The organism is Bacillus cereus group sp. BfR-BA-01492 (assembly GCF_022662815.1).
In the GTDB taxonomy this organism is placed as follows: domain Bacteria; phylum Bacillota; class Bacilli; order Bacillales; family Bacillaceae_G; genus Bacillus_A; species Bacillus_A cereus_BD.
In genome coordinates, this window is sequence record NZ_JAKUEH010000019.1 from 48,900 (window position 1) to 62,847 (window position 13,948).

The following is a 13,948-nucleotide window of genomic DNA, read 5'->3' on the forward strand; positions in this document are numbered from 1 at the left end:
AGAGAAAATGCAATAATTCGGGAAAATCAGCACTCTATCCCCTTCATTCATTACCAATATTTTACCGTATTTTCATATCTCTTGTTACATATTAAAGGAACAAAATAGGTTTTAATTGCTTGCTTCATTCATTTACAGAATAAAAGTTAAGTTGAATTGTTTGAAAAATAATCTCCGTTTAAGATGTTGTTATTTCAAGAAATATCTTTCTATTTCGAATTATTAGTTTTAAAATGGAAGGGATTCAAAAAAATGAATGAACCATCCGTATTCTCACTCATGGTTCATTGAACGAGTCAGGCACTTTCGCTTCTCTTAATTTATAAGTGCCCGTTCGTACAGGATGAAAAAAGGAGGAGATAACATGAATCAAAATGTAATCGTAACATGCGCAGTAACAGGAGCTGGAGAAACGACGAAAAAAAGCTCACACGTACCAGTTACCCCGAAAGAAATCGCACAAGCATCCATTGAAGCTGCGAAGGCCGGTGCCACAATCGCTCATATCCATGTACGTGATCCAAAAACGGGAGCGCTAAGTCATGATCTTGCTTTATTTAGAGAAGTAGTGGAAAGAATTCGAGAATCCGATACAGATGTTATTTTAAATATTACGGCTGGAGGCGGCGGTGATTGGATTCCGAGCCAAGAGGATCCGGCAATCGGTGGTCCTGGAACGGATATGCAAACACCAGAAGAGCGTCATGAGCCTGTAGAAGCTTTATTACCCGAAATCTGTACATTAGATTGTGGAAGTCTAAATTTTGGTGACCAACTTTACGTCAGTCCAACAGATTGGCTACGCAAGCAAGCGCTCCTCATTCAAAAAAGCGGTGTGAAACCTGAACTAGAGTGCTTTGATACCGGTCATGTTCGCTTTGCGAAACAATTAATAGAAGAAGGCCTTATCGATGGTGATCCGATGTTCCAATTTTGCCTCGGAATCCCATGGGGAGCAGATGCAGATGCAGAAACAATGCTGTATATGCGCGATAAACTTCCTGAAAATGCTCACTGGTCAGCATTTGGAATTGGCCGGATGCAACTACCAATGGCGATTCAGTCCATCCTTCTAGGCGGAAATGTTCGCGTAGGACTGGAGGATAACCTTTATTTAGATAAAGGCGTGCTTGCAACAAATGCACAGTTAGTAGACCGCGTTGTCACAAGCATGAACGGATTAGGTGCTACACCCATGACACCAGAAGAAACACGGAAACAGCTAGGATTAAGAAATCCTTATGGAAAGGCGGAATAATTTGAGCGCAAATATGATGAAAAAAGTAACCGTTGTTGGAACAGGTGTTATTGGAAATGGATGGATTTCTCGTTTTCTATCACAAGGCTATGATGTCGTTGCAACTGACGTAGCAGAACATGCAGAAATACGTATGAGACAAAGTGTAGAGAATGCTTGGCCAGCACTTGAAAAACAAGGATTAGCAAAAGGAGCTTCTAAAGATAGACTTACGTTCGAACCAAACTTAGCAAAAGCTGTAGCAGATGCCGATTTAATTCAAGAAAATGTCCCTGAGCGAGAAGCGTTAAAAAGAAACGTTTTAGCTGAAATTGACCGTTTCACTAAACCGGAAGCCATTATTGCCTCAAGCACTTCCGGACTAAAGCCAAGTACGTTACAAGAAGATTGCCAACGACCGGAACGCGTCATTGTTGCACATCCATTCAATCCCGTTTATTTAATTCCACTCGTAGAAGTAGTTGGCGGAAAAGCTACTTCTCCTGAAACGATAAAAATTGCAGAGCAATTTTATCAATCTATTCATATGAAACCGCTTGTCATTTCAACAGAAGTGGAAGGCCATGTTGCTGACCGCCTTATGGAAGCGATATGGCGCGAAGCACTACACCTTATCAATGACGGTGTTGCCACAACAGAAGAAGTGGACGCAGCGATTATATATGGCCCAGGATTGCGCTGGGCACTTATGGGACCGTTTCTCACCCTTCATCTTGCAGGTGGTGAACAAGGAATGAGACATATGCTGAAGCAATTTGGTCCAGCCTTACAACTGCCATGGACGAAATTAGTCGCACCAGAACTAACTACCGAACTAACCAATCAAGTCGTTGCAGGATGTGAAGCGCAAACAACTGGACATTCCATGACAGAACTAGAACAACGTCGTGATAAATTCTTAATTGAGCTGATTCAATTACTTGAAAAATATTGGCCAGGAGCAAACTTAAACGGAAAGCTCTAACAGGAAAGGAGAAATTCAATTGCCTCAAATGGAAAACCCGCTCTTAAAAGAAAACGTCCAAAAAGATTGGATCGACTATAATGGGCATATGACAGATGCGGCCTACGCTGTCGTCTTCAGCAAGGCCGTAGACCAATTCATGATTGAATTAGGAATCCATGCTGATTTTCGTAACAATCAGCAATATTCCATTTACACATTGGAAACGCACCTTTGCTATATAGCTGAGGCTCATGAAGGACAAGCCCTTCAAGTCAAAATCCAGCTGTTAGATTATGACTCCAAACGATTGCATATCTTTTTCACAATGGAAAATGAACAAGGAGAACTACTCGCAACGAGTGAACAAATGTTGATGGGCATGGATATGAACAAAGGCCGCCCTGCCCCTTTCCCACCTGAGATTTACACGCGTATTGAAAGGCTTGGCAAATCACATAAAAGTTTACAAAAACCGAAACAAGCTGGAAGAACAATTGGTATTCGGAGAAAATAAGAGAAAAAGATGATATCTTTCATCTTCGGTGTAGTGATTTATCAAAAGAATAGAATGTATGTTGTAATTAGATTGCTCGTTGATTTAATCTTTCTATTATAAAATAAAGAAGCGAGATATTCGTCGATTGAATCGGTGAATATCTCGCCGAGTGAAACCAAATGGAGTTTTTAGTGACTTCATTTCATACTAGACTAATCCCATTTTCATATTTACTAAGAGAACCGCACCAACAATCGTGAAAACAAAATAAATTTGTTTTCACTAACAATTACACTTATGCTGTTTAAAATCGATTACCATACGACCTTGAATCTTACCTTGCTCCATTTCTTCGAATACATCTTGTACTTCATCTAATGAACAAGTTTGAACAACCGGCACTACTTTGCCTTCTGCACCGAACATAAATGCTTCTTCTAAGTCCTTACGAGTACCAACTAAAGAACCTACTACTTCAATTCCATCTAACACAAGTCGTGGAATACTTAAATCCATAGTTTCTACTGGTAAACCTACCGCAACGACTTTACCGCAAGCACGGACTGCATCAACTGCTGAGTTGAAGGCCACTTTAGAAACTGCTGTTACTACAGCAGCATAAGCACCACCAAATGCCTCTTGAATTATCTTATCAGCAAGACCTTGAGTAGTTGGATTGATTGTCATATCCGCACCAACCTTTTTTGCCAATGCTAATTTGTCGTCATTGATATCTACTGCAATAACCTTTGCACCAAATACATGTTTCGCATATTGGACAGCAAGGTTACCTAATCCACCACAACCGTAGATTACGATAGATTGGCCAGGTTTAATATCGGATACTTTAATCGCTTTATATGTAGTTACACCGGCACATGTGATGGATGATGCTTGAGCAGGATCTAATCCTTCTGGTACTTTTACCGCATAATCAGCAGTAACGATACATTGTTCAGCCATACCGCCATCTACTGTATAACCCGCATTCTTAACTTCACGACAGAATGTTTCTCTACCAGTTACGCAATATTCACAACGACCACAAGATTGGAACATCCATGCGATACTTACACGGTCACCAACCTGAAGTGAAGTAACATCATCCGCAATTTTCGTTACAATTCCTATGCCCTCGTGCCCAAGAATGCGACCATCCGTGTTACCAAAGTCATGATTGGCAACGTGTAAGTCAGTATGACAAACTCCGCAATACTCTACATCTACTAACGCTTCGCCTGCTCGTAACGGGCGCAATTCTTTTTCGATAACTTCAATGTTTGCTTTGCTGTTTTTATTAACCACTACTGCTTTCATATGCGATCTTCCTTTCATATTTTAGAATTTCAATGAGTCCATCTAACAACTTTTATCTACACCGCTATAACCAATACTTGGACAAAATGTAAGAGTTACATTTCAATTACAGGTTCATCATAGCACAAGATTTCGAAAATAAATTATGCAATATTGAACAAATTCTAAAATATTTGTAGCTTCGGAATCATAATGAATTGCACAGACAACTACTTTGTAAAGCATGATATAAAAAACTACATTTCTTCTACTGTTTCCCTTTAATAAGAGGACCGCCACATTACTAGCAAACTAACAAAATAAAATTCTCGTTAACATGAAAAGATATGCTGAAATTTGAACATTACGAATCTCACAAGTTGAAAGAACACTTACCATATCTATCGGATGGCGCTGCCTCTCTTTATACATACTGGATTGCGCTCAAATAACAAAATCGGCAGAGTTTGCCTCAGTATTGAGATAACAGCTAACTTTTCAATACATACACAAATGGTCAGAATCCATTTTAATTCAATGATGTTTCTACGCGCTCTTATTAGGAGAAGGACTAGGTTGCAGCACCTAATCCTTTTCCTACGTTTATTTTTGTTTTACGAAATGGGATGTTTAGAAATTCTCACCATCAAACAGTTACATTTTATTATCTCCAAAGTTTTGTACTTTTCATGCGATAATCTGTCTTTCTATATCAATAGCTTTCCCGTCTACACACGCCTAGTTCATAGTTACTATTCGGCGTTGACATATAAGAGACACAAAATGCTTACTACGATTATTTAATAAATACTTTCATAATTTGATTTGCGGAGGCTGTATCTAAACGCCATTGATTTTTTCCTTGTTTCAGCATAGTAATTTTAACTATTTCTTCCGTATCACTAGGTCTTGCTTCTGGTATTAACTGTACTGCATAATCGAATAATTTCTTCGTTAGCTCCTCTTCCGTGATATTTGGGTTTTGATTTGCGATTGTCATCCCTTCACTTTGAACTTTAGAGCTCAAATCGTTCAATATAATTGGCTTCGCTTTTAATTCAACTTGCGCTTTATCTCCATTTTGGGATATTACTTTCGTTTCAAATTTCACATTTTTTTGGAATGCTGTTTTTAAAGCTTTAAAGTAATTTAACAACCCTTGCTCATCGATTTGATTGTTAAAGATTCTATCATTTGTACTTTTAAAAGAAGATTCTACTTCTTTCACAAACGCAGTCCCATCTTCACCTGATAAATCATTAATTTTATCAGAATCTTTATCATAGAAGGCTGCATTTAAATATGCGCTCAAAGCCTCAGCAGGTCTTTGTAACTCTTTTGCTTTTTTCGCCAATTCTTTTCCTTGAATTTTAAATGAAATTTTCTCTTCTTTTTCTTTTTTCGGTTCCATTACGAACTTTTTATAAACCAATTCATAAGAAGACGAATCTTTCACATCATAATAAATAGCTCCAGATACTTTTCTCCCCTTATCGACGTCTCCCCCTTTTAACATATTTGGATCTGTCGTATAATACAGGTTGGTTTTCTCATCTTTTTGGTAGAGATAAAAATCTTGTGGCAACATTTTAATTACCTTATCACCTTTATTTTTCAAACTTACATTCACCTTTAAAATTCTATCATTTGTTTGCTTCGTAAATTGTTCTGGTAAGACAAATTCCGCACTTTCCAATTTCAGCTCAACATTTTGTGTTTTCCCTGTATCCCCAACTTCGTATACCTTATTTTCTTTTACTTCCGTCGCACTTTCAGATGAACTGCAACCACTTACAAAACCTACCGTAAGAATAGCGGCAAAACAAACGCTCATAAACTGTTTAATCTTCATGCTGCATTTCCACCTTTCCCCTTAATCCCTTTATTTTTTTCTCAACATTCTTATTTTATAACAAAAATTGAAAATTTTGCATATATCTTAACTTTCATTCGTATTAAAGATTCATATTGGGAGATCATTTTCAAATGACAAACGGGGAATATTCGACACATACAGAACGGTTTCATTTTTGTATTTGTAACATATTTTATGTTCTTAATCATGTACTCTCATAAAGTGAAACTTTAATCAGTGGGGGTTTTCTTCATCCCCCACTGATTATGAGCCCTCACCAATCGGGCTGTTACGGGCAGCCCTACTCCCACCTATCTTCCTTGCTTTTCTCTGAATCTTGAGGTGGGAGTCTTACTGCCCGTTAATGCGGGATAAAAAAATCTAACCCAACTGTGAACACATCGTTTCTTTCAGCTAGTTTTCTTCTTCAAGAATCTATACTGTTTTTTGCAACGTAATCTCAGGCTCTGATTTTTCCTTTCCTTTATTTATAACAACACTGACAACAAACATGATTACTATGTTCACTACAAGAGCCGCTATGCCGACATCAATGTCTTTTATAAACTGCGGAGCTTGTGGAAAGAATGTTCCCATCGTCGCTTGTTTTATAGTGATATATGCAACGATAATGACGCCAGCTATAATCCCTGCAGAAGCACCTACTTTATTAATCGGATTCCTTTTCCATAAGCTACAAAACAACGGTGGAAATAATTGCAATACAAAACTATAAGCCATAATCAACAATGCAATAATGCTGCTTCCACCATAAAACGTAAAAAATACAGCGATTAGCGCAACAATCGGAACAAATATACGAGTCAATCGTCCAATCTGTGCATCCGTTGTATTTGGTCTCATTGCCCTATAAATATTTTTTGATAAAATGGTTGATGCTGTCAGTAATAACATAGAGCATGGAACAAGTGCTGTTAAAATACCTGCCGCTCCGATTACTCCGACTACCCACGGATCAAAGGTTGCTTTTGCAATTTTAAATAACGCCAAATCGGTATCTGCACCTTGTAAGTTTGGAATTTGCAACAGGGCTGTGAAGCCGATAAATAAGATAAACACTAATATAATTTGGTACAGCGGTAAAATAGCAGCATTTTTTTCGCAATGTCCGCTCATCCTTTGATGATAAACTAGCCCCGAAACATTGTGGCCACATATATTGTCCTAACCCGATCGTAATACAAGTAGAAATATACCACGATATACTGTACCCTTCTTTCGGAATTAGTAAAAACTCCGGCTTAGTTGCATCCAATGTTTCAAACATTGGCTTAATACCGCCGTAATAATGATAAGGTAAATAAATACCTAAAAATAAAATGACAATGAGAAGGAGAATATCTTTTAAGATGGCTGTGGATGCTGAACCGTGTATACCGGACAGTGAAACGAATATAGTGACGGCAATCATGCCAATCCAAACGGCTAAATTAGGGGAAACCATACCATATGAAGCTTCCGATACAATAATCTTAAGCCCCTTTAACTGCAAAACAATATAAGGAATCATGGAAACAATCCCAACGACCGCTACTAATAAACCTAGAGGTTTGCTATTATATTTTTTCGCAAAAAAGTCAGACTGCGTAAGAAGTGTATGTTTCTTTGCATAGCGCCAAATAGGGGGAAGAATCCAAAATGGGACAATATAACAAAATGCGTTAAAAATATAAATAATCGGCCCTCCCATTCGATAAGCCCCACCACTTCCACCAAGAAATACATACGTCGTAAAAATTTCGCCAACCATTAAAACAAACATAATAACAGAACCAAAATTCCGATTTCCTACCGCCCATTGTTCCAGCTGCATTTCTCGCCCTTTACGAGCATGCATTCCTAAATAAAAGGTAAGTAAAAAGGTGCCTATCAATATAAATATAGCACTATTCATCAAGCTTCCCCTCCTGCCGATCTTGAATAATGCTCATCACATATAAACAGACAGAAGTTAAAATTAGCCAAGCAGCCGCCCAAAATACAATGAAAGGTAAACCAAATACATATGGCTCAATTCTGTTTACAACCGTGAATGAACCAACAACAGGAAGCAATCCTAATATCCAAATGAAAACTTTCTTCATGAAAAGCTCCTCCTCCTCAAAATTGGCAAGACTCTTTCTAGCTGTTTATTCTCTTCATACTGTGAATTTCATAGAAAAAATAAAGTGAACCTTCCATCCGTGCTCCCCCAGATTACAAGCCGTTCTTCTCATCTATTTCACACTTTATATGGTATAAATAGCAGGATAAAATACAACGTAGTTTACGAGCACTTATTTGAAAGCGCTTCAGAAATACATTCAATAGATTCATTGTCTTTCTATAAAAGAATGCCCTAAACTCGGCAAGAATTTTTTCATATCCCCTGCCGAGTATGGAAGCATTCCTCTCTACTTACACGCTTTCATGCGTTTGAATAAGAATAAGAGATGTTAAAATCTCCACTATGCGGTTTCCAACATCTGATGTAGAAGCAGTTCCCCCCATATCTGGTGTCAAAACTTTCCCCTCTATCAAAGTCTGTTCCAATGCATCTAGTATTAATTTTCCGTAAGATTCGTATCCGAAAAAATCGAGCATTTGGCTTGCTGACCATATTGCCGCTAAAGGATTGGCAATTTGTTTCCCTGCAATATCAGGCGCCGAACCATGAATTGGCTCAAACATCGATGGATACTGTCTTTCAGGATTAATATTTGCTCCTGCTGCCAAGCCTAAACCACCGGCAAGAGCCGCTCCTAAATCCGTTAAAATATCACCAAATAAGTTCGATTTCACAACAACCTCAAACCGGTGCGGCTCTTTAATCATCAACATTGCAGCTGCATCTACTAAATAAGAAGCTGTTTTCACATCCGGATATTCTTTACTAATCTCTTCAAAGATTTGATCCCAAAAAACCATTGAATAATTCAGGGTATTTCCTTTACTAATGCTCGTTAAAGATTTCCCTTCCTTTCGCGCTACTTCAAATGCATAACGAATAATGCGCTCCGTTCCTTTACGAGAAAACACACTATTTTGTAAAACAACCTCATGTTCTTTCCCTTTATATAACCAATCGCCAGCACCCGCGTACTCTCCTTCACTATTTTCCCGAATAAAGAGCATATCAATATCTTCACGCTTTACATCTTTTAACGGGCAAGGAGCACCTTTTAATAAAGTGACAGGACGTATATTTACATATTGATCGAAACTTTGACGAATTCTCAAAAGCAAATCCCAAAGCGAGATATAATCAGGTACCCCAGGAAACCCTACAGCACCTAAATAAATCGCATCAAACGCCTTCAGTTGTTCAATCCCATCATCATCCATCATTTTTCCGTGCTTGGAATAAAATTCGCACCCCCATGGAAAATAAGTAAATTCAAACTTAAATTGCTGACTTACATTTGCAATTGTTTGCAGTACTTTCACACTTTCCTCCATTACTTCAGGACCAATTCCGTCTCCAGCAATAACAGCTACTTTCAATGTTTTCATGAAAAACCCTTCTTCCTCTTAAATGAACTACCGTATTCGTTTTGATTCCAAACAATTAATTTCAATTCTGTCATTTCTTCAACGGCGTACTTTATTCCTTCTCTTCCTGTACCACTTTCTTTCACACCGCCGTAAGGCATGTGATCGACGCGGAATGTTGGAACATCGTTAATCATAACTGCCCCCACGTGCAATGCTCCCGCTGCTTTCAAAGTATTTGTTACATTTTCTGTATAAATCCCTGCCTGGAGCCCATAACGCGAATCATTCACATAAGAAATAGCCTCATCCACAGATGCTACCTTATTTACTAACACAATAGGAGCAAATACTTCCTTACAAGACACCTTTAATTCCGGCGCAACATCTAACATAACCGTTGGCTCAAGTACTGTTCCTTGTATTTTTCCACCTATCGCGACCTTAGCATTTTTTTGTTTTCCTTCTTCAATCTAGCTTAGAGAACGATCCGTATCTTCTGGTGAAATCAAAGCAGAAATATCTGTTTCTGAATCAAGGGGATCGCCTAGCTTTAGTTTTTTGGTTGCTTCTACAAACTTTGTAACAAACTCTTCGTATACTTCTTCATGGACATATGCTCTTTGCAGCGAAATACATACTTGCCCTTGATTAGAGAATGCCCCCATAACGCAGCGCTCCATGATACTATCAATCTTTACGCCCTAGTCAATAATAACTGCCGCATTTGAACCAAGCTCCAACGTTGTTCGTTTCAATCCAGCTTTATTGCGAACCCCAATTCCAACACTAGGGCTTCCAGTAAAAGTAACCATACTGACCCTATCATCCTCTACAATTGCATCTCCTACCGTTCTTCCCGCCCCTGTCACAACATTGAATACACCATCTGGCAATCCTGCTTGTTGGAACAACTCAGCAATAAATAAAGCGGACAAAGAGGTTTTGGAAGCTGGTTTCAACACAATCGTATTACCTGCCGCAATAGCTGGCCCTACCTTATGAGCGACTAGATTCATAGGAAAATTAAAAGGGGTAATCGCTCCAATAACACCAATCGGCTTTCGAACCGTATACCCGAATCTACCGACCCCTCCAGATGCCGCATCAAATGGAATGGTTTCCCCGTGAATTCTTTTCGCCTCTTCAGCCGCAAACTTATACGTCTCAATGGTACGTACTCCTTCCGCTTTCGCAAAGACAATTGGTTTCGCCGCTTCTTGCGCAATCATTTCAGCTGCTTGATCTACTTGTTCCTTCAATAAATGAACGACATTTTCTAAAATCTCAGCTCGTTGATATGCCGGCATATTTGCTATGACAGACTTTGCTTCATCAGCTACCATAATAGCCTGCCTGCTTCACCTGCTCCCGACTTGCCACCGCAATTTCTGCAATCTTCTCCCTTGTATACGGTGAGTAAAGTGGTGCGTACTCCTTTGTCTCCATTTGTTTCCCGTTAATGAACAAATGCTTTTTCAATTCTCCTTCTCCCCCAACCTGAAACATTATTTTTCTAAAGCCTCTAGCACCATTTCATGAAACTGCACAACAGCTTGTTCAGATGCAGAGTAAATTCCTTTTTGAAATGCACGAGAACGAAAGCCAATTTGCTCCAGCTCGACAAGCTCGACATCTTCATTTCGCACTTGTTCTGCAAAAGCAACTAAATCCTTTTCCTCTTGTGTTAAGTTTTCATCTCTAAAATAATACGTGTACACGCCTAATGTCGTCTCATGATCAATGGGAATCATTTGAATCGTCGCCATATTGCCAGGACCAGGATAAATTGTAATCATAAGATTTGGCCATAACCAATAGAAGCTTCCCCCTTGCATTTCCGCCTCATTTAAATCAACAGACCCGTAATTTTTGTTCGGCTTTACCATCGAACCTTGAACAGAATAATTCTCACACGTAATAATTTGATAATCCTTCATATCCAGCGTCGCCACAAAACTCGGATGTGCAGTATGGCAGTGATCACATTCCAAATAATTATCAATAAAAGCCTTCCAGTTTGCTTGAATCACTCGTTTTTTATCATGCGTTCTCTTCAATTTACTAAGAAACGGAAATTTACTTAATTTCTCAAAAAAATCACCATACGATTCCATAAGAGGGGCAGCGTTATCATCTAAGTTTACAAAGATTAATGATTCTGCAATTTCCATTCGTACCGAACGTAAACAAGCGCTCGCGACACAGCCCTGATCATCCCCTTTAAAATTAGGAGCCCGATTCAATTTACCATCTAAATGAAAACTCCAGCCATGATACCCGCATTGTAAAATTTTCTTCTGTCCTGCCTCATTTTTTTCTAACTTCGTTGCCCGGTGCGGACAAACATTATAAAATGCCCGCACAACCTCATCCTTACCTCGAATGACAAGAATAGGCTCCCCGCTACTTCTGTCGTAAAGAAACTACCTGCATTTTGCACCTGACTCACATGACCAACAAGTTGCCATGATGTCGAAAAAATCTTATCTTTTTCTTCTCTTACAACTTCTGGATTTGTATACAAATCATACGGAAGCACTCTTTCAAATGTTCGGGTAGTAGCGTTTTGCACTTTATTGAACGCCATAATTGAAACCCCTTTCATTTTTTAGTTTTTCGAATATGTATCTTTTCTATTGCAAAATACGTGCCAAGTTTCATTTCATTATTCATCCTATCATTCTGCCATCCTTTCAAATTCTTCTTCTAAAAAACGAAGTGAATGCAACTCACACGAGTTATTTTCGATTCACTTTACTAGTAAAACGCAAAGAGGCAATACTTTAAAGCATTGCCTCTTTAGCACCTACATCGCGTCTTTACATTATTTACGTATTAACTTAGAAGCTCTCGTCTGACTGATTGATAAATCAGCGGCTACCTTCCTTGTACTTCTGAATTTCTTATATGAGTGAACTACCATTTGCTCTTCCAATTCCCTTAGTGCCGCATCTAACGCAGCTGGGCGTGAATAACGCGGTTTCGTCTCAGCAGCCTGAAGAATCATTTCCGGTAAATCAGATGACTGAATAACAGAGTCGCTTGTCACCACTAATCGTTCGATTACATTTTCAAGCTGTCGCACATTTCCAGGCCACAAATATCTACTAATCATATCAAGTACATCTTGAGAAACAATACGATTCACTTGATATTTTTTATTAAATTTATTTAAAAAATAATATGTTAAAGAAATCGCATCTTCCATTCGTTCCCGTAATGGTGGTAACTTTATATCAATAACATTAAGCCGATAATATAAATCCTCTCTAAACTGTTTCTGTTGCACCATTTCATATAAATTTTGATTCGTCGCAGCAATAATGCGAACATCTACTTTTTTAAGGTTTCTTCCTCCGACAGGAATAAATTGACGCTCTTGAATAACTTGTAAAATTTTTGCTTGAACTTTAAGAGAAATTTCTCCGATTTCATCTAAAAAGATTGTCCCATGATTAGCCGTTTCAAAAAGTCCCACTTGTCCGCTTCTTTTCGCTCCTGTAAATGCCCCTTTAGAATATCCAAATAGCTCAGACTCCAAAAGTTCTTCTGGGATAGCCGCACAATTGACAGTTAAAAACGGTCCTTTTCTCCGTTTGCTCATTTGATGAATATAATTCGCCAATACCCCTTTTCCCGTTCCTGACTCCCCTTGAATCAACAGCGTCGTATCCGTAGAAGCAATCTTCTCGCAAAATTTGATTAAACTTTTCATTTTTTCATTATTTGTAAGAATTGTTTGTCCAAATAAATTGTCATCATGCGAATGCTCCATTTCTTGCTCTACTGGAGCCATGATAATCGTTTTATAATTTTGCTCACGAGCTGTCGTCACAACAAGCTCAATTTCATTTTCCTTGTTCAAAATAGGTATAGCTGTTGTAATTAACTCCCCGCCAGTATAAGTCGTTTGCTTAATCGTTACAGGCTTCTTCTCTTTAAAAACAATCGGAACAATGGACGGCTTCCAATAGTTATTCAACACAAACTCCTCATTCAACCTTCCGATCACTTCACTCGGCTTTAACCCGTAATGCCTTTCGCAAACTTTATTCACATAAACAATACGCGTATCCTTATCCAGAACATAAATCTCATCCGATGAATGATCTAATATATTTATCAAAACATCAGCAGTCACCTCTACTGTGTAATCGGTCCCTCTCTCCTTTTGCATCATTCATCACCTTCCCCCTGTTTACCGAAAATATTTTAGAAAATTTAGATTAATGAAAATATTAAACAAGTTGATTATAACTCAATTTGAAGGACTTACAAAGTGAGAAGTATTATTTTTGAGGGATTACGGTGAAGGATATAAACTTAGTGTTAAAACATTTCATAACGAGCTATATCATGAACTTAATATTTAATTCACGATAAAGGAGTTAAAACAAAATGTAGATTGAGATCATATTTCTCAATCTACATTTACACCAGGATCCAATGCATAAAATGTGGTTATCCAGTCAAAAAAAAACGCCCCTATGAGCATAGCCATCAAGTTAACAAAAATACTCCAGATGCTGAAAGCATCTGGAGTATTTTTGTTAGATATAGAATACAAGTTTCTATATTTGGACATACTCAAATAAGACTTCA

Annotated in this window: 9 protein-coding genes and 3 pseudogenes; 3 read left to right on the forward strand and 9 right to left on the reverse strand. The window is 38.3% G+C overall.

What is annotated here, in order from left to right:
- Positions 1 to 364 precede the first annotated feature (364 nt).
- Genes MR063_RS18390 through MR063_RS18400 form a run of 3 tightly spaced genes read left to right on the forward strand, consistent with a single transcriptional unit; the run spans position 365 to position 2,718 of the window.
- On the forward strand, positions 365 to 1,258 hold the full coding sequence (locus MR063_RS18390; RefSeq protein ID WP_242200648.1) for a beta-keto acid cleavage family enzyme: 894 nt from the start codon (positions 365 to 367) through the stop codon (positions 1,256 to 1,258).
- Positions 1,242 to 2,222, forward strand: a complete 981-nt coding sequence (locus MR063_RS18395) for an L-carnitine dehydrogenase (protein ID WP_242200650.1) — start codon at positions 1,242 to 1,244, stop codon at positions 2,220 to 2,222. The genes MR063_RS18390 and MR063_RS18395 overlap by 17 nt, the downstream gene beginning before the upstream one ends.
- 19 nt (positions 2,223 to 2,241) lie before the next feature.
- Positions 2,242 to 2,718, forward strand: a complete 477-nt coding sequence (locus tag MR063_RS18400) for a thioesterase family protein (protein ID WP_396021859.1) — start codon at positions 2,242 to 2,244, stop codon at positions 2,716 to 2,718.
- Positions 2,719 to 2,982: 264 nt separating this feature from the next.
- Here the strand turns inward: MR063_RS18400 and adhP are convergent, their stop codons facing one another.
- The 9 genes and pseudogenes from adhP to MR063_RS18445 form a co-directional block, all read right to left on the reverse strand.
- Positions 2,983 to 4,017 carry an alcohol dehydrogenase AdhP gene (adhP, locus tag MR063_RS18405; RefSeq protein ID WP_242200653.1) on the reverse strand — a complete coding sequence of 345 codons (1,035 nt, stop codon included), beginning with the start codon at positions 4,015 to 4,017 and terminating at the stop codon, positions 2,983 to 2,985.
- Between the two features lie 775 nt (positions 4,018 to 4,792).
- On the reverse strand, positions 4,793 to 5,848 hold the full coding sequence (locus MR063_RS18410) for a DUF5105 domain-containing protein (protein WP_242200655.1): 1,056 nt from the start codon (positions 5,846 to 5,848) through the stop codon (positions 4,793 to 4,795).
- A gap of 438 nt (positions 5,849 to 6,286) precedes the next feature.
- Positions 6,287 to 7,766 (reverse strand): annotated as a pseudogene (locus tag MR063_RS18415) (sodium:solute symporter family protein).
- Positions 7,759 to 7,956, reverse strand: a complete 198-nt coding sequence (locus tag MR063_RS18420; RefSeq protein WP_242200656.1) for a DUF3311 domain-containing protein — start codon at positions 7,954 to 7,956, stop codon at positions 7,759 to 7,761. The pseudogene MR063_RS18415 and the gene MR063_RS18420 overlap by 8 nt, the downstream one beginning before the upstream one ends.
- A gap of 313 nt (positions 7,957 to 8,269) precedes the next feature.
- Positions 8,270 to 9,364 (reverse strand): tartrate dehydrogenase, encoded by a 1,095-nt coding sequence (locus tag MR063_RS18425; protein ID WP_242200658.1) that lies wholly within the window; start codon positions 9,362 to 9,364, stop codon positions 8,270 to 8,272.
- Positions 9,361 to 10,852 (reverse strand): annotated as a pseudogene (locus MR063_RS18430) (aldehyde dehydrogenase family protein). Before MR063_RS18430 ends, MR063_RS18425 begins: the two are co-directional and overlap by 4 nt.
- Positions 10,852 to 11,933 (reverse strand): annotated as a pseudogene (locus MR063_RS18435) (aromatic ring-hydroxylating oxygenase subunit alpha). Before MR063_RS18435 ends, MR063_RS18430 begins: the two co-directional pseudogenes overlap by 1 nt.
- 237 nt (positions 11,934 to 12,170) lie before the next feature.
- The gene (locus MR063_RS18440; protein WP_242200661.1) at positions 12,171 to 13,526 is read right to left on the reverse strand and encodes a sigma-54 interaction domain-containing protein; all 1,356 of its coding nucleotides are present in this window, start codon (positions 13,524 to 13,526) and stop codon (positions 12,171 to 12,173) included.
- A 240-nt stretch (positions 13,527 to 13,766) separates the two neighbouring features.
- The coding region (locus MR063_RS18445) for a hypothetical protein (protein WP_242200663.1) at positions 13,767 to 13,948 on the reverse strand (182 nt) is incomplete at its 5' end.